The following is a 22399-nucleotide window of genomic DNA, read 5'->3' as shown; positions in this document are numbered from 1 at the left end:
CCTAAATCACGTCTTGCCGGCGCAGCATTTCAATCTCTTCCTTGGACATTCCCAAATAGCTGCCCAGGACCTCTTCCGTATGTTCACCCAAAAGAGGGGCCGCAGACCGGATCTTTCCCGGCGTTCTGGACATTTTGGCCGGAATGCCAAGCATCCGGGTCTTACCCGCGACGGGATGCTCCGCCTCGAGCACCATTTCGCGCTCAAGGACATGCGGATCGTTCATCGCCTGATCGAATGTATTGATGGGCCCGCCGGGCACCCCGGCCTGCTCAAGCTTGCTGACCCAGTAATCCTTCGTTTCACAGACAAAGATGTCTTCAATGCACCGCTCCAGAATATCGACATTGTGAATGCGATCCTTCGGCCGGGCGAATCGTTCGTCCTCTATCCATTCAGGCTTATCGATCACATCCGTGCAGAATCGTTCCCAGGTGCTCTGATTGGCCCCGCCGACCAGAACATAGCCGTCTTTGGCCCTGAACGCCTGGTATGGAGCCATGACCCGGTGCCGGGAACCGTTCGGCTTCGGAACCGTGCCGTCCGCAAAAAAAGCCGCCGCTTCCCAAAAGGTCCATGCCAGTCCCGATTCCATGATGGACACATCGATATACTGCCCTTCGCCGGTTTTGAGTTTATGCACATAAGCCGCCAGGATTGAATAAAGCGCCGTAACGCCCCCCGTCAGATCATTGATGGCTATGCCCAGCTTTACCGGACGCCCGCCGGGTTCGCCGGTCATGCTCATCAGACCGGTCATCCCCTGGGCGACGATATCAAAGCCCCTTTTATCCCGGTAAGGCCCCGTTTGACCGTATCCCGAAATCGAGCAGTAAATAATGCCGGGATTGATTCGGCAGACCGCTTCATAATCCAGACCCAGCTTACTCATTACACCGGGTTTGAAGTTCTCGACAATGACATCCGACTCCGCCGCCAGCTGGAAAAAGATTTCTTTGCCCCTCGCAGACTTAACGTTCAGCGTCACGCTTTTCTTATTGCGGTTGATCTGCATGAAATTGGCGCTTTCCCCGTGAATAAACGGAGGCGTGGACCGGGTATCGTCTCCGCTCTGAATCTTTTCAATTTTGATCACCTCCGCGCCCAAATCTCCAAGCACCATCGTACAATAAGGCCCGGCCATAACCCGGGTTAAATCCAGAACCTTCAATCCTTCAAGCGGCTGCATCTTGGTTGCCTCCCGTCAATTTTTAGCAGGTTCGGAGCGCTTAAACCAGAACCATTATGATATAATTATAGGAACAATTGGCGGTCTGAAGTGATAGCAAAAAGGAATCACGCCTGTCCGGCTGACGCCCCTCAAGGGAGGATCACGGAATGAACTTGTCCGATATGGAGCTCATCATGACGGTGTCCAGAACGAAAAGCATGCGGAAAGCGGCCAAGCTCGTCCATTTGTCGCAGTCCGCCATCAGCAAGAAGATTCAGCTGATCGAAGATGAGTACGGGATTACGCTGTTTCATCGCACAGCCACGGGAGTGGAGCTTACGGCCGATGGACAGCTGTTTATTCAGTATGCGGGCAGCGCGCTGCACACCCTGAGAACCGGGATCGAGCAGACCCGGATGAAGAACGCCGAACGCAAAGTGACGAGACTTGGGGTAGCCTCGCCCTTGATATCGGAGCTGCACCGGTTCTCCGGGTATTTCCAGTCCCACGGCGGGCCTCTGGAAATCGTCACATCGAACTCGCCTGAAATCGTGAGAAAGCTGCAGGAAGGAACGCTGGATTTCGGCCTGTTCGGGTATGAATCCATACCCGGGAACATCAGCGCCATCCCCCTGTACCGGCAGGATTTTCATCTTTACGCCTCTGAGAGATATCTTCCGGCTTTCCTTCCGTTTGCGGACAGAACCGTCTCTTATGTTCGCGCCTCTTTTATTCAGGCCTTGCGTGAGCTGCCGCTGATCCTTCCTAAACAGGGAATTCATGTCCGGCAAATGATTGACCGAATCATGGAGAAGGAGTTCGGCGGCGAGCCGCGTATCGCGGTTGAAACCGATACGCTTGAGCTGATGGAACAATTGGCGGAGAGGGAGTTTGGCTGCACGTTTATCACCCAATCCGTGTACGAACCGTCCACGGGGCGTTCACCCGCCGATTTCTCCGGCGAGACGTTCCGGATTGAAGCGCTCGGCAGTGGCATGTTCCGGATTCCGCTCCCCTTCCTGTTCCCTTCCCGGCAGGTTTTCTTCGCCCAGTCGCCCCATCGATCGGACGGGCTGGACGGTATCGCCGGCCAGACGTCCGGATGGACGGAACCTCCCCTTGGTCCAGGCAGTCCAGCGGCAGAATAACCCTTCTTTGTGTAAAAGGGCGGAACAAAAAGGGTTATTACATCCGGGCAGGGGTTCGTCCGCAGCAGAGCACTTGCCTCATGTAAAGGACTGGACCAAAAGCGGTGGTTGTCACACAGAACTTCATCCTAGTGCGCTTTGGCATTTATAAAATTTCCTGCTGCGCGCTTCAATAGTTATCTAAATTCCTGCGAATGTACATCAATTAGTGGCAGATGGCTTACTCTCATAAGAATTCCTCCAAATATGCAGGAATTTCGGCCACGATCAGTGTGGTGAGTCTCCATACGTTAAAAATACTGCATAATCGCAGGAGTTCTCTCAAAGCAACCGATAATCCCTATAAATTCCTGCACATCCGCAAGCTTTTCTTCAACGACAACGCCGCTGCTGCTGCTAATTATTCCATTCTTCAAGGCAACGCTCTCTGCCGGAGTACAATCCGATCAAAAAGCATGCTGCGGAGCACAAAACTAGGTTACCTCTTTATTTAGCCGCCTTGTTAAGTAGCAGTATTCTACTTTTGGACCCTAGCGTTTCCCCGAGATCCTGCTATTAATAATCGATCTTCCCGAGCACCAGGAATATCTCCAAGGCCAATTGCACCTCGAACCGGGTCAGCGAGTTGGATAAATCGAAATCGGACAGCTGTTTAATCCGGTCCAGGCGATATCGCATACCGCTGATGGAGATATTCATCGTCCTGGCAGTTTTATGCAGATTGCATTCATTGTCGAAATAGTAGTAGATCGTCTTCAGCAGCTCCGTTGCGTACTTTTGGTCGTATTCCTGCAGCGCTCCGAGCAAATTAGAGGCGTACTGCTCCAGCTCTTCCGGGCGTCTCGCGTCCAGCAAAATCGACAGATGTTTGATATCCGTGGACAGGACAACCCGCTCAGTCTTCCCTTTGATCCTTCCGATATCGATCGCTTTGACCGCTTCATTGAACGCCTTGGAAAAAGAAGTGCGGTTGTGGCATACGCCGCTGATTCCCAGCACCGTTGTAACGGCTTCGTCGCCCAGTCCTTCGATCAGGGATTCGCCGTAATCCCGCACCTTCATATTCAGCTTTTCGATATAGGCCTGCGGAATCAGGGTATGAACGCGTTCCAGCTTGGTGGACATCAGGATATGGAATCCGTTTTGCTCGGCCCTCCTTTTTAAACGGTCCATGATTTTTTCACGCAGGGCGGTGGAACGGGCATCCTGAATCGACCCTTTTTTACCGGACGTTTCGAATTGAAAAACAAAGACATAGTGAGGCTGGCTGAGGTCATGGTCCAGATAGGCCAGCCGCCTGGATACAGCGGAGATATCGGCGGAAGGATTAAACAGCTCGTCCAGCAGTTCGCCCTTCAGGCGCTGTTCCGTCTCGACAACCGTCCGTTCGTTCAGCAGCTGGATGGCGCAAATATTGGCGGACCGCTCAAGCAGAACCGATTCCAGCTCGCCGAACCGGCCCTCTGGTTTGAGGATGGAGATATAGCCAAGCACTTGATTGCGAAGCATAATGGGGGTAACGAGCCGAACATGGGGAAAGAAAAATGGCTCGGGGATTTCAAATTGCACCGTGCAGTGTTCTCTGAGCATAGTGTTAATTTTACTGTATTGCTGGCTTCCTTTATCGTGAGCAAGATGCTCCATTACTTTATTTAACGAGCTGTCCAAAACCTGGCCGTAGCCCGTGAGCATATCCAGGTGCTGATTTTCGATAATAACGTTGCAGTTCAGGCTTTTTCCGAGAATCTCGGCCATATCTTCCAGCCCTTTACCCTGCAGGATCATACGGGTGAGTTCCTGGCTGACCGTCGTTACCCGGTTCAATATTTCTTTCTGTTTTTCAATCCGCTTGTAAGCCCGGTCGAGCTCATCTTCCAGCTTCTCCTGGCCATCATCGATAAGATCCTCAGGAAGGCCGTCACCCCACTGTTCCAGGGTCTTGCCGACATACTTGCATCTTGGATCTCCTTTGGCAACGCATTCTACTTCTTTAAAAATAATTTTGGTGCCTACTGTTTCCGTACAATACCCGCTGGCATAACCTACCAAAAAGTGGCATACGGGCTCATGGTGTTTATTAAAATGCATCAAAAATTGCTTCGCTTCATTGGAATCGATCCAATACCCTTCGACATCGAACAAGCCTTCACTCTTGTTGATGTTCATCCGGATGGGGGTCGAGAACACGCGCCCCGCAATATTGTGCATTTTGGACCCGGCCAAAATCCATTCCAGATCGTCATCCCAGCTGAACATATCGTTCAAATAGCGCGCTTCGCTTACGCCGAATTGCCATCCGTAGCGCTGCAAAAAGCGTTTCGCCCTTTCCAATCCGAGAGCGACGATCAAATCCCTGCACAGCATACCAAAGGCATCTGAGCTGATCAGCATCATTCTCCGGTCCCTCAGGAAAAAATCGCCTTCCTCCTTGCTGAAATGAACCAAATCTTTCAGTGACATCGTACTCGCTTTTGTCATCTGACCGTCCCTCCTTTGACTGCGTTCTAAAGGATTTTTCAGAATGGAAATATGACTACCATGAAACAATTTTAAATTTTAACATGTTAGCCAGTCAACCATAAGTTGAATGATAAAAAGCCCCGTGAACAAGGAACATTTTCGGCTCCTCGTGTTCATCAGGGCAATATAGGTACACTTTATATCGAAGTTTTGATTTATTTCGAATAAGAGGCCTTCAATTCATCCAGCCGCTTCTTGAATTGTTCGGCAGGCAAGCCCTGTGCTTCGAGATCGGCGACCGCCTTATCCTGAAGCGGCTTCAGCTTCGCATCCCACGCCTGTTTCTCCTCTGGCGTCAGCGTAATAACTTTCAGCCCTTCTTCCTTCATGGACCAGTCCATGGCTTCCTTCACATGATTATCGAGATATTCCCCGGCCCAGGCGGCCATCTCCGGCCCTAACTCCTCAATCACCTGCTGGACGTCCGGAGGAAGCGAATTCCATGTATCCATGTTCATAACAGCGGCGAAGGTCGAAACGCTCAATGGGTAGTCCGTCACAAATTTGGCCATTTCTGCAAGCTTCAAATCCATCAGCACTTCGCGCGATGACACGTAGCCTTCGATGACGCCGGTTTGCATCGCTTCGACGGATTCCGCCTGCGACATCCCGACGGGTGAGGCGCCCAGCTCCTTTAGCAGCGGCGCAAGCGCGCCGGAAATCCGGATCTGTTTGCCTTTGATGTCATTTAAGGACGCGACAGCGGCTTTGGTCTGGATATAAGCCGGTTCGGTTGCAAAGGCGGTGATGACCTTCAGGTCTTTAAAAGAATCCTGCGGGTATTCCTTCAGCAGATCAAATATGACCTGGCTGGCTACCTTGCCGCTTGGAAATCCCGAAGGCAGCTCGGCGATCGTAAGCAGGGGGAATTTTCCCGGTTCGTATGTCATAACCGACAGGCCGATGTCCGCCACCTTGCTTTTGACCCCGTCATACATATTGTTGGCGGCCAGCAGGGTGCCGCCCGGGAACAGGTTCACCACAACCTTTCCGTTCGTCCGTTTCTCCACTTCTTCCTTCCATTTCTCCATCTGCTTCGCCGGAAATGTGCTGGCCGGAGCAAAGAAAGCATAGTTCAGCTCGATCGGTTTATCGTTAGATGCCGCCGCATTGGCCGCGCCCGTCTCTTCCGGCGCGTTGGCGGTGTTCGCATTGCCTCCGCATGCAGCCAGCACGACAACCATGAACACAGACATGACGCCAATCCAAAATCTTCTCATGCGCTTCTCTCCATCCGTTGTTTATTTATGTAGGCTTGGGCTGATTCCCCGCAAAGACGGCTCACCCGGAGGCGACCAATACCCCAGGTGCTGCAGCAGATCGACGAACTTCCGCATCGTTTCCCGTTGGTAGGCGGTGACATCCCTGCCGCTGAAATCGTAAAAGCCTCTCCCGGATTTCATGCCGATCCGGCCGTTCGCCATATTCTCCGAGATAATGTCCGGGGGAGCGTAGCGATCCGTAGACAGCTCCTGCTCCAAATAGCGGTCGGCGTAATACAGGATGTCTCCGCCTCCCCAATCAATGAATTCCAGCAATCCCAGAACGGCAAACCGAAGGCCGAAGCCCACCCGGGAGGCAGTGTCGATCGCCTCGGGTGCAGCCACCCCTTCCTGAACGAGCCGGGCTGCCTCGTTCATCGCCAGCGCCTGAATTCTCGGCACAATGAATCCGGGCGAAGCGGCGCACTGGACCGGCACTTTTCCAACGCCGGACAGCAGCTCCATCATACCGGCCAGCACTCCGGAAGCGGTCTGTGCGCCGGGACTTACTTCAACCAGCGGGATAAGATAGGCAGGGTTAAGCCAATGCGTATTGACGAACCGCTCCGGCTTGTCCAGAAAGGAAGCCAGCGTATCCACCATAAATGTCGAGGTTGTGGAGGCGATCCAGGCATCGTTCCGGGCCGAAGTGCCGATCCGGTCAAATGTGTCCTTTTTAACCTCCAAAATTTCGGGAGCCGCTTCAAACACAACATCCGCCCCGGGCAGAACCGCTTCCATATCATTCAGAGAATGGTAATCGATTCGCCCGAGAATCTTCTCCGCGAGCGATGGATCGAACAATTCAAGAGACGCCAAAAAATGGAGGTTGTTCTCCATTTGTCCGGCCGCTTCCTTCAGGAAACGTTCCGTCTCCGGCTGACTTCTTTCTTTGCTGTCGATCAGCTCGACCTTATGGCCCGCATAAGCAAAAACATGGGCAATGCCAATTCCCATACGACCCGCGCCGACAACAGCGATTACGGGCTTGTTCATACCCATTGCCGCACACCCTGCTGCAGCATCATTCGCATGCCATTAACGGACAGGCCGCTCAGCTGCAGGTTTTCCAGTGTCCTGCCCGTCCCGCGCAAATCCTCGCCGGTCACGGCCGAGGCGATCGCGAGCAGCCCCTTGGCGACGGGAGCGGGCATACCCGCCCAATCTGCCAGAGACACAAGGAAGGCTAAACCGCAGGCGACATCTTCGCGCATGTACCGGTGCGTCATCAGATCCAGATGCTCGCGCCAATCCGAGCTATCCACCAGCTTCTCATGGGCGGCATTTCCGTACATCCATTCGTCGCCGTCCTTGCTGTAATGGTCCGCGAGCGGAAAATGCGGCGCCCGGTAGCCCAGTGCTTCCCGGACGGAAATTCTTTCCGCATCCAGCGCATCATGCACCCTCCGTACAGACGGCTGCGTTCCTTCATTATGAATATCCCAGTGTTCAAAATGCTCGATCGGACCGGCGTTCATGAGAATAAGGGGCGGATGGATAATCGGTCCCGCGTTCATCAACGCGCCGTCCAGCGCGTCCTGCAGCCGTTCGACTGCCGGAAAGGCTTCCTCCAGGACGGCAAAAGCTTGCTCCGCCAGCTCGCCCGGAAATACGCCGGTCGGGAGCCGGGTCGCCCGTCCGCTGACGGCGACCGTGTCAGCTCCGTGCTTGCGGGCCAGATAGGGAAGCGTGCCCGTTTCGGCAAACGCAACCTTGGCCCGGCTGCCCGCTTCGGCCAGCGCCTTCGCCATCACATAGCTGCCGAAGGTTCCGGGGGGCAGGAAGATCACCTGCCCGTCCTGCAGGTGAGGCGCAAGCTCTGAGGCTACAGAAGCCTGGGCAAAAGCGGGCAGGGGGAGCACAATCAACGCGGCGCCCTTCACGACCGCGGACAGATCCGTGCTCGCGAGCGACAAGCTTACCTTCCGGACGCCGCCGGCGTCCTTCAATATTAGGGACTGGCTTTCCAATACAGGCTGAAAAGCTTCCTTGTCCCGCCTCCACAGCCGTACACGGTGGCCCTTGTCGGAAAGGTCCGCCGCCGCCGCATAACAACCGTGTCCGCCGCCTATCACTGCAATTTCCATGCTGTGTCCTCCACTCGTTGTTTTTGGAAATGCCTAATCCAGAAAGTCGGGCTGCAGCCGGATAATTTTATCCCACAGCGGCTGGAAGCAGCACCAGCCGGCCGTTTCGGATCCTACATGCTGCATGGTCGCCAGAGCGGCTTCGTGAGCAACCGGTATCGGGGAAGTTGAAGCGCCTTCGGCAAGCAATTGGGCATGGCAGGAACGCTCCATCGTAATGTACCACCATGCCGCCGATTCCACGGAATGCCCGACAGTCAACAGACCGTGATTTTGCAGGATAACCGCCTTCTTGCTGCCCAGGCACTCCGCGATCCGTTCCCCTTCTTCCGTTTCGTACACTACGCCGGAATAGTCGTTGTACAGGCCGTGATCGTTGTAAAAAATACAGGCGTCCTGGGTAAGCGGGTCGAGCAGGCGGCCGAGGCTGGAGAACGTCTTTCCGTAAAAGGAATGAGCATGTGCGGCGGCAACGGCGTCGGGACGGGCTTTATGGACACTTGAGTGAATGGCGAAAGCCGCACGGTTGAGCATATTGCTGTTGCCCTCGACTACCTTCCCTTCATCGTTCACCAGCAGCAAATCGGAAACGCGAACCTGGCTGAAATGCATGCCGAACGGGTTCACCCAGAAATGATCGGGAAATTCCGGGTCCCGGGCGGTAATATGACCGGCGACGCCTTCATCGAAGCCAAACAGGGAAAACAAACGGAAAGAGGCGGCGAGCCGCTGCTTGCGGTGCAGCCGTTCTTCCTCAAAGCTGCCGAATTTCATCGGATACTTATCCTGCATCAATTCCAGGTTTGTGCTCAATTCTGTACTCATATCCCATACCTCCCGATATTTTTGGTTTGTGCTTTTAGTTCTGTACACTTTCCTTAAATTCGCGGATTAAGAACGGAGGGGTTTCCCCTTTGAGAGCCGCCACCAGGTTTCGGGCTGCTGACATGACCATGTTGAAGCGGGTTTTTGCCGTTGCCGAACCAACATGCGGAAGTGTGATCACATTGTCCATGTTCAAAAGAGGGTGATCCGGGTTAACCGGTTCGAACTCGTAGACGTCCAGGGCGGCTGCGCTTATTTTGCGCGCCCGAAGCGCTTCGATCAGTGCCCGCTCGTTCACAATGCTGCCGCGCGAAGCGTTGATTAGGACTGCGGAAGGCTTCATAAGGTCGAAATGCCGGTCGCCAATCAAATGATCCGTTTGTGCAGTGAGCGGCAGCATCACGACGATAAAATCCGACTGTGTCAGCAGCTCCTCCAGGGAACAATACTCCGCGCCCAGCCGGTGCTCGACCTCAGGCCTTCGGCTGCGGTTGTAGTACAGCACCTTCATGTCGAAGCCGGCTTTGGCGCGTTTGGCAACCTCCTGCCCGATGCCGCCCATGCCGATGATTCCGATCGTGGAATGATGGACATCAAGTCCGTACCAAGACGAGTCGATACCCCGGGTCCAGCACCCTTCCTTTACATAGCGGTCCAGCTTGACGATTTTTCTGGCGGCTGCAAGCAGTAATCCAAATACGAGGTCTGCGACGGAGTTATCCGAAATACCGGGATTATTCGTTCCTATGACGTTGCGGCTTTTCATCGCTTCGATATCCAGGTTGTTGTATCCGGCGCTGATCGTGCTGACGACCCGTAAATGGGGGGCCTGCTCCAATAATCCGGCGTCGATTCTGCCCTCTCCGAGAAGCAGCCCTTCGGCATCCTTCAGTTCATCTTTCAGCTCCTCGTACCGGATCGGAATTTCCCCCTTCCACTTTCGAAGGCTGCAATGCTCAGCCAGGTAAGCCTCAATTTCATCCGGGATGGGCCAGGCAATATATACTTTGGGCCGCATTTCGATATCACCTCCACTATAGGGTCAACCGTTGTCCGCCCTCCCTGCTGCTTACAGAATAAAAGTCATAAGAGCCGGAAATGCCGTCAACAGGATGATGCATATCAGATAGGCATACACATAATACATGGAGCCTTTGAATATTTTCGTAATGGGCACGTCTGGCGCAAGGCCTTTGACAACAAAGACGTTGATCCCGACAGGGGGCGTAATGGCTCCCAAGCTGGTAATAATGCACATCATAAGCGCAAACCATACCGGATCATAGCCGAGCTGAAGAGCCGTCGGAAAAAAGATCGGGATGGAAATGATCAGGAAGCCGAAGGCGTCCATAATCGCGCCGCCAATTGCAAATACAATGAAGATTCCGGCCATAATCCAGACAGGCTCCAAAGGCAAGGACGTCACCCAATCCGCCACTTCATACGGAAGCCTGGTAATCGTCAGGAAACGGCCGAATATCAACGCTCCAACGACTAGCATGATGACCATAGCGGAGGACCGCAGCGAATCAGAGACGGCCAGCTTGAAATTCGCCCAGCTTAGACTTCGTGTCGCCAAGGCATACACCAAAGCTCCGATTACGCCGACGGCCCCCGATTCGGTTGGAGTGAACCATCCGAGAAACAGACCGCCGATAACAAACACCAGAAGCAGAAGCGTCGGCATAACGCCGCTAATGGCCTTCAGCTTCTCCACCAGGGCCACATTCTCACTCGCGGGGCCGATATTCGGGTTTCGCTGGCAGATGTACCATACGATGAGCAGGAACAGCACCACCAATAAAATGCTGGGAATAATACTGGCCGCGAACAAATCTTTTATCGAGAGCTGTGCCTGAATGGCAATGACCAGGAGCACGGTGCTCGGCGGAATAATAATCCCGAGCGATCCGCCTCCGGCAACGCTGCCGGTGCTTAATTCATCGTCGTACCGGTATTTCTTCAGCTCCGGCAGCGCCATGGAGCCGATCGTTGCCGAAGTAGCCGAATTGGAACCGCAGATCGATCCGAAGCCGGCGCTTGCCAATATAACCGTCCAGATCATGCCGCCTTTATAGTGGCCGACCCATTTGTAGGCCGCCTGGAACAGCTTACCGGTAATACCGGAGCGATAGACGATCTCTCCCATTAAGACATACATCGGAATGACGCTGAGGGAAAAACTGGAGAACTGCGACCACAAATCGCCGCTGATGACGGCATAAGCCGCATTGGGAGAGGCGACAACAAGCAAGCCAAGGAAACCGACGATAAACATGCTGAAGCTGATGGGCATTCGCAAAAGCATGAGCACGAACATGACCCCGATGCCGATCAGCGCGTAGGCCGTTAAGCTCACCGGCGATCCCCCCTTACGAGGTATTTGATGGAATCGGTCAACAGGGATAGCGTTAAGCCGAAGAACCCGATAGCGAGGAGGTAAATATACGGATAATAAATGACGGCCAGCGTTTCCGAAAGCCCGCCGCTTTTCATCGTCTCATAGGCATAGATGGCGAGGCGGTAAGAGATCAGACCGAAAAACAGCATGCTGATGAGCAGCATCAGCCCCTGAACAGGGCCTCTTATCCGGGCCGGAAACTTCTCCAAAATAATGTCGATATCGACATGACCCCGATGAATTTGGGTATAGCCCAGCGCGAATGCAGCCGTGATCGCGGACAGCCATCCGGAGATTTCCCCGACACCGGGAATCGGCACGTAAAAGACCCGGATAATGACATTGGCGACGATCAGGAGCGCGATCAACAACATGGCCAAACCTGCGATAACGGCCAGAAACTGATTGACACGGAGACTGATTTTCTCCAGGGCATTCAAAATGGAGGCTGTACCTTCTTTCCAATCGCTGCGTATGCTTTCCTTTCGAACCGCCTTAAGCTCATTCACCCTCTCCAATCTTCTCACCTTCCCTTTTGGCAGTTCCGCCGTGATGGCCGCCGATTCGAAACGCCGGCGATCACAGACGGTCCGCGGATATTATTTCGAGTATTCCGCCTTCAGCTCATCGAGTCGTTTCTTGAATTGTTCGGCGGGAAGACCCTTTGCTTTCAAATCGGCAATTGTTTTCTCCTGAAGCGGATGCATTTTTGAATCCCAAACCGCTTTTTCTTCCGGCGAAAGAGTTACAACCTCCAACCCCTGCTCGTTCACCGACCAATCCATCGATTCCTTCACATGATTGTCCAGATAGTCTCCAGTCCAGGCCGACATCTCAGGGCCTAATTCGTCGATAACCTTCTGCACATCGGGAGGCAGCGAGTTCCACGTATCCATGTTCATGACCGCGGCATGAATGGATACCGTCAGCGGGTAATCGGTCACGAACTTGACCATCTCGGCAAATTTCAAATCCATCAGTACTTCGCGGGAGGAGACGTACCCCTCGACCACTCCGGTCTGCAGCGCTTCAACCGCTTCGCTCTGCGACATGCCTACCGGAGAAGCGCCAAGCTCTTTTAATACCGGGGCGAGGCCGCCCGGAATTCGTACTTGCTTGCCTCTCAAATCCTTCAGGCTAGCCACCGGCTCTTTCATTTGTATAAAGGAGGGTTCGGAAGCGAATGCGGTGATCAGCTTGACGTCCTTAAACGTATCCGGCGGAAATTCTTTGATCAGATTATAGATAACCTGACTCGCAACCTTGGAGTTCTGAAATACGGTGGGCGCTTCGGCAATCGTCAGCAAGGGGAATTTGCCCGGTTCGTAGGTCGTTACCGACGAGCCGATGTCCGCGACCCCGCTCTTGACGCCGTCGTACATGTTCTTGTCGGTCAGGAGCGTCCCCCCGAAAAACAGCTTGACGGATACCTTGCCGTTCGTCCGCTTCTCCAGCTCTTCCTTCCACTTCTGCATCTGTTTGGCCGGAAACGTGCTGGCCGGGGCAAAAAAAGCGTAGTTGAGTTCAATCGGTTTATCGGTTGACGCCTTTGTTTCCCCCGTCCCGCTCCCTTCAGCAGGCTCAGCCTTTGAAGTACCGGAATTATTGCCGCAAGCGATCAGCATGAGCAGCATGCTTACGGATAAGAAGCTCATCCACATTCTTCTCATAGAACCACCTCCATCCTTAATCGTTGGCTGATTATTCGGCAACCGCTGCTGCTTCTCTCCTCAACTCTCGATTCCTGTCCTAACGAATCCATTCCGGGCCGGTTAATACCTAAAGGAGGGTGACGGCTAATAGAGATTGAATTATATTGCCGTCGGCTAAACATCTCCTTCCCGCTCACTGCACCCCCTTAGATGTTATTATAATGTAATGTAATCTACCGTCTCATCTTAACTTTTCTTTTTGTATGTGATATTTTATACCACAAATTAAACACTATATGAATTTTGTGTGAAATAAAACAACCGATTCGTATGGTATTATACCTCGAATTTAATATGATTCATCTACGATTGCAGAAAGTTGCAGAAAAAACCTGCCAGAGGCATGGAAAAAACCATGAAATTCGTGTTTTTTCACATCCTAAGCGTAGGGTAGATCAGCGGATATTCACTGGGGATATTAGGAATTGGAACGGTGATAAGCTTGTTCGAAGCTTTGGAATCGGTGCGTGTTCCATGAGGATGTTAATTACATTAAACGGTCTAATCGGATGGGATAATTTGAAAAGCGGCAACATGATCATCGATCATTGGACGCAAAGGTATTCGGCCTGCTTTAAAGTATTTACGGCTTTTATGCTACTTCAGTATTGCCACTCTGGAGGTCCAGTATATAAATATCTTCCTTCACATGTTCTCCAGTTTGAATACCGGAGTCCTTAATTCATTTTTCGATCTATCCAGTTCCTTGGCCCTTTGAACAGTTTTAAGCAACAATTGCTCAATCCTTATACGGATCAAACTCATCCGCTCCCGCCATACAAACACCAATCGGTTTAAGTACATGCATGACCTCGATCGTTTCGGCATGCGCATCCAACACTTCTTGAAGCTTCCGGTAAACAAAGGGGCTCTCGTCCGTACCTGCGCCACGCAACTCTACACCGAAGGCCTGAACGGCGTCCAACATTTGCTTCGTGGTGATTTGACCCCCGCTTCTTGTACGAGTCTTCCAGTTCATTTTTCCTGCTGCTTGGGTCCGGCTCATGATCCGTCCGGCTCCATGTACGGTGCTGTAGTAAGTCTCCCGGTTCTCTATGCTGTCCTTGCCTTTTACGATAACGGATATGTCCCCCATACTCCCGCCGATAAATCCGGTCTGGCCCGGCGCGGACGGAGTCGCTCCTTTGCAGACGACAACGACTTCTTTTCCGCTATGCGTCTCTTTCCAGGCGTAGTTATGATGGTTATGCACTTCAAGGTCCGCTTCTGTTCCGAGAATCGCCAAGACCTGCCTCATCATATAATCCCGTCCCGCATAGGCGTAACGTCCAGCCAACCTCATCGCCCGGTAATACATATCGCCAAGCTCGCTGCATAGATCAAGCAGTACAGGCGGCTGGTCCATCTTCTCGCCAGGAGCGTTCGCTAGAAACTCCCTGCCTGCCGCCAGATTGATAAACCCGCTCGCCGTTTTATGCCCAAACCCTCTGCTTCCGAAATGATCCGCGATCCATACACGGCCCGTTCCCGCTTCTTCAAACAAATCGACGAAGTGATTGCCGCTGCCGACCGTACCCAGCTGAGCACGCGCCAATGTCTTCAGCTTGTCGTGTTCCTGCCTGCCTACCGTCTTGTAAACGTCCCAATCGGGATCGTCAAAAAGCTCATGATCAACCTTTTCTTGATTGACACGGCCCACCCCGAACGAAATTTTGCGGGCGATCTCATCCATAATCCTCGCCAATCTGGGCTTTATGTCTTCCGCAGTCAACAGGGTTCGCACCGCTTTATTTCCGCATGCAATATCATATCCAACGCCAGAAGGGGAGATTTGCCCGTCATATACGACAACCCCACCGATCGGCTGACTGTATCCTTTATGATGATCCGCCATAAGTAGCGTTTGGACGACATTTCCTGTTTCTGCGCAGGTTTTTGCTTGAGCAAGCGCCCCCTCGTCGGGGGTGCCCCATACAAGCACGCCGTTTATATTTTGATAAGCCATAAATTAGTTCACTCCTGTTATAAGAATGCCTTTCCAATCGTACTCATCACTTTTCCCCCCATGCTTCCTTTAGCACGGAACGGAACAAATCATCAAGCCGCTGATCCTGGCCCCCACCAGACGATTGCAAGACCGCTGCCATCCGCTCGTAATACTCGATCCTTTCCTCCAAAAACTCGTTGATCGGATTAATCCTCGCTTCGTAATCCATTTCATCGCCTGCCTTTTTGCGGACAAGCAAACCGTCGATAACCATCTTAAGCTCGCTTCCCTTTGGCACAACAGAATCGACCAGCCGATCAAATTCAATAGGCGGCATGGTATTTTGCTTCTCGATCCACTCGCAAGCTAATATCGGGCGGAGAACATAGAAGTATTTTTTGATTTTCACCCGCTCACCCTGCAGGTACTCCCGGTAGTTCCCCTTTGCCATGTGCAAATAGTGGTACATACATGACTTTGGGGAAAACGTGAATGGAGAAATACGGCGAATTTGTTCTGCAATCGTATGATTCTCCCTATATACAATCGGTGACTGAAGCCACTCGAGCAGCGGCGGATTCGACTTAAAGGAAGTTATGTGAAAAAGCTGATTCCGGGGACCTATCACTATTGGTATCCCCTGCCCATCTATGATCATCCGCAGGTGTAAATCATTCAGTTCACACCCCACCCCGCCTCAACTCATAAAAATACCGCACAGCCGGATGCTTTAACATCATCTTCTCGGACATGTTTAGAATCCGCTTTTTCCCAACCCTTCGGTCCACCAAAGCCAGAATATTCAATAAAATATCATTGCTCTCCAGGCTTTCCTCTACAGGGGTAGTTAAGAACTTATTAGCCACTACGATAAAATTGGATTTAACTAATGAAGCCTGTGCGGACAAAAGCTCTTTTGCATGTTCTGAACTTTTTCTGCTTCTGGCCATTACGATTAGACGATCCTCCGGCACTGGCCCCTTGGTACCTTTTCTGACCGCTTCAATGTCGTCACTGCTGATAGGAATTTGGATACCGGGATCATTCTTAACTTCTAGCTCCGTTTGATACCATCTGATGGAGCTCGTTTTATCACTCATATTGAGTATGTTCTTTTTATCTACCGAAAAATAACAAATCCCTGATTTATCAGGTAAATAGCGGTAACCCGGTGCGCGGTATTCTACCCTTCCATTTAACGAAGGACTGAGAAAGCCCTCCAGATGCTGCTTCAATTTGCTCCAGGACATGTAATCCCCCTCCATAACAAAACAGAGGAAAGGCTTGTTGGCTCCGGGTTTGGTCCCCGTCTCCGTTCATCCGATCCTCCATCTAATTCACGTCTCTTTTTTTATTTTCCACGTTCCTCTGCCCCATCATGCTCCTTATTGCCAAATTCATCGAGCAGCGCACGTACTTCACTTGTTGACTTTGTGTTCATTAAGCTATTTCTTAATTCACTTGCCCCTCGAAATCCACGGACATATATTTTAAAGAATCGAGGAAGAGATCTGAACGAACGTGGTTCCAGTGCTGAATATTGATCATGGAGATCCAGATGCAGCCGCAGCAAATCAAGCAATTCCCTACTACTGTGATCCTTCGGCTCCTTCTCAAAAGCAAATGGATTATGAAAAATACCGCGCCCAATCATAATACCATCCACACCGTATTGCTCAGCGAGCTGCAAGCCGGTCTGACGGTCAGGGATATCCCCGTTAATGGTCAGCAGTGTATCTGGTGCCACCTCATCACGAAGTTTCTTAATCTCCGGAATCAGTTCCCAATGAGCATCCACTTTGCTCATTTCCTCTCTTGTCCGCAGATGAATGGACAGATTAACAATGTCTTGTTTCAAAATATGGGTTAACCAGTCGCGCCATTCGTCTACGGCACTAAAACCGAGCCTTGTTTTTACGCTGACTGGCAGTCCCCCGGCTTTTGCGGCCTGGATGATATCCGCTGCGATTTCAGGACGGCAGATCAGGCCGCTTCCCTTTCCATTCTCTGCTACATTTGCTACAGGACAACCCATATTAATATCGATGCCTTTAAACCCTTCTTTCGCCATACCGATGCTCATTTGACGAAAGTATTCCGGCTTATCTCCCCAGATATGAGCTACAATGGGCTGTTCATCCTCTGTAAACGTCAAACGCCCGCGCACACTATGGTTCCCCTCCGGGTGACAATAACTTTCTGTATTCGCAAACTCCGTAAAAAACACATCCGGTCTGGCTGCTTCACTTACGACATGACGAAAAACAACATCCGTCACTTCTTCCATGGGCGCCAGTATAAAAAAAGGTCGTGGTAAATCACGCCAAAAATGATCTGTCATATCAAAAACCTCTCTATGAATATCAGAACAAATCGAGAGAAGCATACTCACCCAATATATTCAAAAAAGAGGGGGCGCTCCCCTCTTTCAAAAAATCCGCCAATACATCTCAACTATTAGTCTTTCCTGACCAACAGTGAGCAACACTCCACATGCACCGTCCAAGGAAACATATCCACCGGCTGCACCTCCACCGTCTTGTACCCGCCATCCTCGAGCACCCGCAAATCCCTTGCCAAGGTGGACGGGTTACAGGACACGTACACCACCCGCTCGGGCTTCATTTCCAGTATCGTCGCCAGCAGGCGGGGATCGCAGCCTTTGCGCGGGGGATCGACGACGATGACGTCGGCTGTGATGCCCTGCGCTTTCCAGTTCGGAATAACGTCTTCGGATGCACCGACCTCGAACACCACATTGTTCATATCGTTAAGCTTCGCGTTCGACCGCGCGTCTTCGATGGCTTCGGGGACGATTTCGACGCCGTATACCTGATCAGCGTGCTGCGCCAAGAAGAGAGAGATTGTCCCGATGCCACAGTAAGCGTCGATCACGGTTTCGGTGCCCGTCAGTCCGGCATACTCCACTGTTTTGCCGTACAGGACTTCGGTCTGCGCGGGGTTCACTTGGTAAAAAGACCGCGCCGAAATGGCGAATTGCACATCGCCGATGTAGTCATAAATGACGTCTCTGCCCCACAATACGCGGGTCTCGTCGCCAAAAATAACGTTCGTCCGCTGCGTATTGACGTTCTGGCAGATGCTCGCTACCTCCGGAATCTGCTCACGGATGCTGCCTGTCCAGGCATCAACATGCGGGATATCCCGTCCGTTGGTCACCAGTACCAGCATCATCTCTCCGGTACGGAACGCCTTTTTCACGACGACATGTCGCAACAGTCCGCGCCCCGTCTCTTCGTTGTACGCGCTAATGCCGAGCTCGCTTCCGATGGCCTTGACCCGGCGAACGACTTCGTCGTTATGTTCATGCTGAATCAGACAAGTCTCCATGTCGATAATCCGGTGGCTGCCGCGCGCGTAGAAGCCGCCGACCAGCCCGCCGTCTGCAGCGCCAATCGGCACCTGCGCCTTATTGCGGTAGCGCCAAGGCTCGTCCATGCCGAGCGTCGGGCGCACCATAATTCCGCCGCTGCGCAAGGCCTTACCGGAGTCGGCGGTCGCTTCATCGCCTTCCAGCGAATCCCTTCCCCGCGGCGCTCCCGCCAACAACTCTCCTTCCGCCTCCATGTCAGCCTTATCCGGCTCCCCGATCTGCTTCCGTTCATCCGGCAACTTCCCTTCCGCTTCACCGCCAGCCTTACCCGGCTCCCCGATCCGCTTCCGTTCGCCCAGCGGTTCTCCGTCCGCCCCTTCCTTCACCACATCCAGCTTCCCTATCCGCTCCAGATTGTCCACAACAAGCTGCCGCTTCCACTTTAGCTGGGCGGCGTAGTCCATGTGCTGCAGCTGGCAGCCGCCGCACTGGTCATAGATCGGACAGGGCGGCGCGATGCGGTCAGCGCTTGCCTCCACAAGCTCAAGCAGCTTGGCGTATCCGTACTGCTTCTTCGTCTTGAGGACCTTCGCCCGGACCTTCTCACCGGGAAGCGCCCCCTGCACAAAAAGGGTATAGCCCTCTACCCGGCCTACCCCTTCGCCTTCATGCGTCATGCCGATGATATCGAGCACGACCTCATCGTTTTTATTTACAGGCAGTCCGGCGATTGGCGCCGCGCTGTCCCGGCGGCTGTGACGGCGGCCACTGCGGTTATTATTCATCAGATCGGTTTCACTTCTTTCATGATCTTCATTATTCATGCTGTTTATAGAATTTCGTCTTTATGCGGTTTACGGATTCTGCGCGAATATACGCAAATGCTGCGGCAGGATACGGAAATGACCCGGAAGCGTACCGCCCAGTTCTCCGTCCAGGTTGAGCTGTACATGGCCGGGAGAGGTGACTTCCATTTCATTCGTGCGGAAGTACACGACTTTCTTATCCTGCAGATGCTCGCCGCGCAGCGCAAGGCTGACGAGCCGGATTAATTCGGCAAGATTGCACTTCTTCAGAGCAATGACGTCGAACAGGCCGTCATCGATGCGTGCATCGGGAGCGAGCTTCTCGAACCCGCCGACGGAATTGGTGTTGGCAATCAGGAACAGCATGAACTCGTCATGGATCAGCTCCTGTCCGCTTGCGCGGATCACCAACTCCGTCGGGGACAAGCTCGCCATTTTCTCAATTCCTTTTAAATAATAGGCAAGCTGGCCCATCATCGTCTTCAGCTTGCTTGGCACTTCATATGTCAACTCGGTCAGCGTACCGCCGCCGGCAATATTGATGAAATAACGGTCATTGGCCTTGCCAAGATCGATAAGCCGCGACTGCTGCTTAATGATCAGATCACAGGATTCTTCCCAGTACTTCGGAATACCCATTGCGCGCGCAAAATCATTTGTGGTTCCCAGAGGAAGCACCCCGAGAGGAGGAAGATTCGGCTTCTCAGCCATCCCGTTAACCACCTCGTTCAGCGTACCATCGCCGCCGGCAGCAATAATGAGATCGTATCCGCGATCCACCGCATCCGCCGCGGCCTCCGTCGCATCGCCTTCGCCCGTCGTCGCATGGGTGGTAGCCTCAATGCCGCCCTGGTCGAGACGGTCCAGAATATCGGCAAGCCTTCTTCTCATTTCTTCCCGCCCGGAAGTTGGATTATATATTAATCTTGCAGTTTTCATTTCCGGAACGCCACCCGTTTCTTTATTGAACAACTTAACTGATTATACCCAATTCTGGAGGGCACAATCAATATATGCGGGAACGGAGAGAAAAAACACAGGAGGATAGCTGCTAATCGATCTCCGCAGGCACACTGCGAGAAGCAGATGGATTCCGCGCGGATGGATGTCAAAACTGGGTAAAATCATGCATCTGAAAAACGGTGGACGACTGAAGCAATCCTTATCTTTTACCGGTCCTTTATCGACCAGTTTCCGTTTCTTCCCCGCCCAGCCGCTTCAGCATCGTCTCCACCTGGGTAGCGATCCAGTGCGGCAGCAGCGGGTGGGGCAGCAGCGTTCTTCCGTTATATTTGTAGGTCAAGCCTTTTAGCCTGCCGGGAATGACATTCTTGGTGAAATAGCCTTCGCTTAAAAAAATCGGCGCCACCAGCACCTCATGTCCCTGCTCCCGCCAGTACCGCACCTTATCGCCCACACCGCCCACACTCAGCAGCGCGTAATCCGCCGCCGCTAATCCGCTGATGTTGCGGACGCGTTCCGCCAGCGACGACATCCCCCGCTCCCAGCGCTGGCGGAAGCCGGAATGCACGCTTCCGTGGCCGACCAGCAGAATGGTCTCACTGGCGGGATGAACCGACAGTTCCCGGATTTTATCCCAGACCATGACCGCAATGTCCGGGTCGTCGTCGACAGGATCGCCGTAGTGAATTCGGGCATTAACTCTACAGCGCTCAAGATCGGTCTCTTTTTCCGGTTCATCCTTGGCCCCAAGCGCATAGGCTATCTCATCGACATGGGTGCTGCCCGAAGAGACGAATAATGGAATGACCAGAATATCTGTAACTTCCTGCTCTTCCAGCATGTCAATTCCGTCTTGAATAGAGCGCCCGTTCACCAGCTCCAAAAAAGAAACCGCCACGGGAAGAACTTCCCGCAGCGATAAACCGTTAACAGCTTCATCGACGATCGCCACCCAGGACGTATCGCGCGAACCGTGACTGATGATGAGAACGCCCGCTTTCATCGGTTTTAACGCCCCAGGCGTTCCAGAGTCAGCTTATAACCGTCGTTGCCATAGTTGAGGCAGCGTTTGACCCGCGAGATGGTCGCCGTGCTTGCACCGGTCTCCGCTTCAATCTGGTTATAAGTGCAGCCCTTGCCCAGCATACGCGCAACCTCAAGACGCTGGGAGAGCGACTGGATCTCGTTCACCGTGCACAGATCATCAAAAAAAACATAGCATTCTTCCATATTTTTTAAAGTTAAAATGGCTTCAAATAACTGATCGATACTTTTATCGTTTAGCTTCTTCAGCTGCATAAAATTATCATCCCCTAAAATGGCTTTTCTGCCTTTTACTATATTGCACCAGAGCAGTTTTTTCAAGCATTAACGATTTCACGCTGTAAAGAACGAAAACGAAGGACAAATGTCCACCCACAGCGCACAAAACAGTTATGCCTGCCGCGCTCCGTTCGCCTCCCCCACTCTGACGGCGCCCTACCTATATTACTCTATTAGAGTGCTAAAAACAAAGCTGGACAAGGATTTTTCAAGATTTCCTAGGGCCGCTGGGCATCTGCCCTTTTCCGCTCCTATCCCTGTTAACCCGGGCATACGTCCATACCTTATGTTCGCCCATGACATACAGTATAGCAAAATCACCGACAAAGGAATGTGATATCATGCCGCATCATTACTATAATCATTCCCACCGGAGCAGCCGCGCTTTGACTGAACCGTTCAATACTTCCCCCTATCCGGGGATCTCCCCTTACGTTCAGGTGCCGGGGCCCGGGACGACAGGCGCTTTCTCCCCTTTGGGTGCGGAAGCGGCCGAAACTGCGCTTGCGGTTCCGGCCGCGGCGGAGACGGCAGCCAAAGGCGGCGGACTGTTAGGAAACCTCGGCGGGCTCGCCAATTTGGCGAATATGGAACAGATCAAGGGGCTTATCGACCGCATGGGGGGAATTGACGGAATCGTCAGTTCCATGGGCAAAGTGCAGAAGGTTATGCAGGGCTTTCAGCAGATGGCCCCGATGTTCAAGCTGGTTATGGGCAGCATAGGCAAAGGTAAAGGGAAGGGCGGGGCGGCGGGACTGCTCGCTGCTGAAGAAGATTCCGCATCGTATGCGCCCCGGCGTAAAAAAAGAACCGCCCCGAAGCGCCGCAAATCGGGCTCTTCAGGGCGGCGGCGTTCAGGTTCATCCTCCGGCAAGCGGCGCCGCAAGTAAGCGGCGCCG

At 52.8% G+C, this 22399-nt stretch carries 19 protein-coding genes and 1 pseudogene; 2 read left to right on the top strand and 18 right to left on the bottom strand.

The window, feature by feature from the left end; genetic code table 11:
* Position 1: 1 nt before the first annotated feature.
* On the bottom strand, positions 2-1189 hold the full coding sequence (locus EH198_RS14940) for a CaiB/BaiF CoA transferase family protein (RefSeq protein WP_124696321.1): 1188 nt from the start codon (positions 1187-1189) through the stop codon (positions 2-4).
* A gap of 149 nt (positions 1190-1338) precedes the next feature.
* Between EH198_RS14940 and EH198_RS14935 the strand changes: the two genes are divergently transcribed.
* Positions 1339-2319, top strand: a complete 981-nt coding sequence (locus EH198_RS14935) for a LysR family transcriptional regulator (RefSeq protein WP_124696320.1) — start codon at positions 1339-1341, stop codon at positions 2317-2319.
* Positions 2320-2874: 555 nt separating this feature from the next.
* Here the strand turns inward: EH198_RS14935 and EH198_RS14930 are convergent.
* The 17 genes and pseudogenes from EH198_RS14930 to EH198_RS14850 form a co-directional block, all read right to left on the bottom strand.
* A complete protein-coding gene (locus EH198_RS14930; protein WP_124696319.1) occupies positions 2875-4797 on the bottom strand; it encodes a XylR N-terminal domain-containing protein in 1923 nt (640 codons plus the stop codon).
* A gap of 197 nt (positions 4798-4994) precedes the next feature.
* Positions 4995-6059 (bottom strand): TRAP transporter substrate-binding protein, encoded by a 1065-nt coding sequence (locus EH198_RS14925; protein ID WP_124696318.1) that lies wholly within the window; start codon positions 6057-6059, stop codon positions 4995-4997.
* A 21-nt stretch (positions 6060-6080) separates the two neighbouring features.
* On the bottom strand, positions 6081-7097 hold the full coding sequence (locus tag EH198_RS14920) for a 3-hydroxybutyryl-CoA dehydrogenase (protein ID WP_246014334.1): 1017 nt from the start codon (positions 7095-7097) through the stop codon (positions 6081-6083).
* Positions 7094-8188 (bottom strand): NAD/NADP-dependent octopine/nopaline dehydrogenase family protein, encoded by a 1095-nt coding sequence (locus EH198_RS14915; RefSeq protein ID WP_124696316.1) that lies wholly within the window; start codon positions 8186-8188, stop codon positions 7094-7096. Before EH198_RS14915 ends, EH198_RS14920 begins: the two co-directional genes overlap by 4 nt.
* Before the next feature lie 33 nt (positions 8189-8221).
* Positions 8222-9013, bottom strand: a complete 792-nt coding sequence (locus tag EH198_RS14910) for a class II aldolase/adducin family protein (RefSeq protein WP_124696315.1) — start codon at positions 9011-9013, stop codon at positions 8222-8224.
* A gap of 34 nt (positions 9014-9047) precedes the next feature.
* Positions 9048-10031, bottom strand: a complete 984-nt coding sequence (locus tag EH198_RS14905) for a 2-hydroxyacid dehydrogenase (RefSeq protein WP_124696314.1) — start codon at positions 10029-10031, stop codon at positions 9048-9050.
* Between the two features lie 51 nt (positions 10032-10082).
* Entirely contained in the window at positions 10083-11372 is a 1290-nt protein-coding gene (locus tag EH198_RS14900) for a TRAP transporter large permease (protein ID WP_246014332.1), read from the bottom strand.
* The gene (locus EH198_RS14895) at positions 11369-11941 is read right to left on the bottom strand and encodes a TRAP transporter small permease (protein WP_221621526.1); all 573 of its coding nucleotides are present in this window, start codon (positions 11939-11941) and stop codon (positions 11369-11371) included. Before EH198_RS14895 ends, EH198_RS14900 begins: the two co-directional genes overlap by 4 nt.
* 72 nt (positions 11942-12013) lie before the next feature.
* Positions 12014-13084 carry a TRAP transporter substrate-binding protein gene (locus tag EH198_RS14890; protein WP_124696312.1) on the bottom strand — a complete coding sequence of 357 codons (1071 nt, stop codon included), beginning with the start codon at positions 13082-13084 and terminating at the stop codon, positions 12014-12016.
* 781 nt (positions 13085-13865) lie between these two features.
* Positions 13866-15092, bottom strand: coding sequence for an RtcB family protein (locus tag EH198_RS14885; protein WP_124696311.1), 1227 nt, complete (start codon positions 15090-15092; stop codon positions 13866-13868).
* A gap of 46 nt (positions 15093-15138) precedes the next feature.
* Positions 15139-15660 (bottom strand): annotated as a pseudogene (locus EH198_RS14880) (DNA polymerase beta superfamily protein); the annotation flags it as partial.
* A gap of 94 nt (positions 15661-15754) precedes the next feature.
* A complete protein-coding gene (locus EH198_RS14875; RefSeq protein WP_124696310.1) occupies positions 15755-16324 on the bottom strand; it encodes an SF0329 family protein in 570 nt (189 codons plus the stop codon).
* Positions 16325-16425: 101 nt separating this feature from the next.
* Positions 16426-17415 carry a tRNA dihydrouridine synthase gene (locus EH198_RS14870; RefSeq protein WP_124696309.1) on the bottom strand — a complete coding sequence of 330 codons (990 nt, stop codon included), beginning with the start codon at positions 17413-17415 and terminating at the stop codon, positions 16426-16428.
* A gap of 116 nt (positions 17416-17531) precedes the next feature.
* Positions 17532-19193, bottom strand: coding sequence for a 23S rRNA (uracil(1939)-C(5))-methyltransferase RlmD (gene rlmD, locus EH198_RS14865; protein WP_124696416.1), 1662 nt, complete (start codon positions 19191-19193; stop codon positions 17532-17534).
* A 69-nt stretch (positions 19194-19262) separates the two neighbouring features.
* The gene (locus EH198_RS14860) at positions 19263-20153 is read right to left on the bottom strand and encodes a diacylglycerol kinase (protein ID WP_124696308.1); all 891 of its coding nucleotides are present in this window, start codon (positions 20151-20153) and stop codon (positions 19263-19265) included.
* A 241-nt stretch (positions 20154-20394) separates the two neighbouring features.
* Positions 20395-21180 (bottom strand): sirohydrochlorin chelatase, encoded by a 786-nt coding sequence (locus EH198_RS14855; RefSeq protein WP_124696307.1) that lies wholly within the window; start codon positions 21178-21180, stop codon positions 20395-20397.
* Between the two features lie 5 nt (positions 21181-21185).
* Positions 21186-21476, bottom strand: coding sequence for a YerC/YecD family TrpR-related protein (locus EH198_RS14850; protein WP_025333183.1), 291 nt, complete (start codon positions 21474-21476; stop codon positions 21186-21188).
* Between the two features lie 365 nt (positions 21477-21841).
* On the opposite strand from EH198_RS14850, the gene EH198_RS14845 reads away from it, so the two are divergent.
* Positions 21842-22390 (top strand): tyrosine protein kinase, encoded by a 549-nt coding sequence (locus EH198_RS14845; protein ID WP_246014330.1) that lies wholly within the window; start codon positions 21842-21844, stop codon positions 22388-22390.
* Positions 22391-22399 lie beyond the last annotated feature (9 nt).

This window comes from Paenibacillus rhizophilus, from assembly GCF_003854965.1.
GTDB classification, from domain to species: domain Bacteria; phylum Bacillota; class Bacilli; order Paenibacillales; family Paenibacillaceae; genus Paenibacillus_AQ; species Paenibacillus_AQ rhizophilus.
Note: the sequence above shows the minus strand (reverse complement) of the source record. Positions and strands in the feature narration are given on the sequence as shown.

Coding starts and splice junctions, on each gene's coding strand:
- EH198_RS14940 (WP_124696321.1), bottom strand. CDS start 1,189: ATGCAGCCGCTTGAAGGATTGAAGGTTCTGGATTTAACCCGGGTTATG.
- EH198_RS14935 (WP_124696320.1), top strand. CDS start 1,339: ATGAACTTGTCCGATATGGAGCTCATCATGACGGTGTCCAGAACGAAA.
- EH198_RS14930 (WP_124696319.1), bottom strand. CDS start 4,797: ATGACAAAAGCGAGTACGATGTCACTGAAAGATTTGGTTCATTTCAGC.
- EH198_RS14925 (WP_124696318.1), bottom strand. CDS start 6,059: ATGAGAAGATTTTGGATTGGCGTCATGTCTGTGTTCATGGTTGTCGTG.
- EH198_RS14920 (WP_246014334.1), bottom strand. CDS start 7,097: ATGAACAAGCCCGTAATCGCTGTTGTCGGCGCGGGTCGTATGGGAATT.
- EH198_RS14915 (WP_124696316.1), bottom strand. CDS start 8,188: ATGGAAATTGCAGTGATAGGCGGCGGACACGGTTGTTATGCGGCGGCG.
- EH198_RS14910 (WP_124696315.1), bottom strand. CDS start 9,013: ATGAGTACAGAATTGAGCACAAACCTGGAATTGATGCAGGATAAGTAT.
- EH198_RS14905 (WP_124696314.1), bottom strand. CDS start 10,031: ATGCGGCCCAAAGTATATATTGCCTGGCCCATCCCGGATGAAATTGAG.
- EH198_RS14890 (WP_124696312.1), bottom strand. CDS start 13,084: ATGAGAAGAATGTGGATGAGCTTCTTATCCGTAAGCATGCTGCTCATG.
- EH198_RS14885 (WP_124696311.1), bottom strand. CDS start 15,092: ATGGCTTATCAAAATATAAACGGCGTGCTTGTATGGGGCACCCCCGAC.
- EH198_RS14875 (WP_124696310.1), bottom strand. CDS start 16,324: ATGTCCTGGAGCAAATTGAAGCAGCATCTGGAGGGCTTTCTCAGTCCT.
- EH198_RS14870 (WP_124696309.1), bottom strand. CDS start 17,415: ATGACAGATCATTTTTGGCGTGATTTACCACGACCTTTTTTTATACTG.
- rlmD (WP_124696416.1), bottom strand. CDS start 19,193: ATGAATAATAACCGCAGTGGCCGCCGTCACAGCCGCCGGGACAGCGCG.
- EH198_RS14860 (WP_124696308.1), bottom strand. CDS start 20,153: ATGAAAACTGCAAGATTAATATATAATCCAACTTCCGGGCGGGAAGAA.
- EH198_RS14855 (WP_124696307.1), bottom strand. CDS start 21,180: ATGAAAGCGGGCGTTCTCATCATCAGTCACGGTTCGCGCGATACGTCC.
- EH198_RS14850 (WP_025333183.1), bottom strand. CDS start 21,476: ATGCAGCTGAAGAAGCTAAACGATAAAAGTATCGATCAGTTATTTGAA.
- EH198_RS14845 (WP_246014330.1), top strand. CDS start 21,842: ATGCCGCATCATTACTATAATCATTCCCACCGGAGCAGCCGCGCTTTG.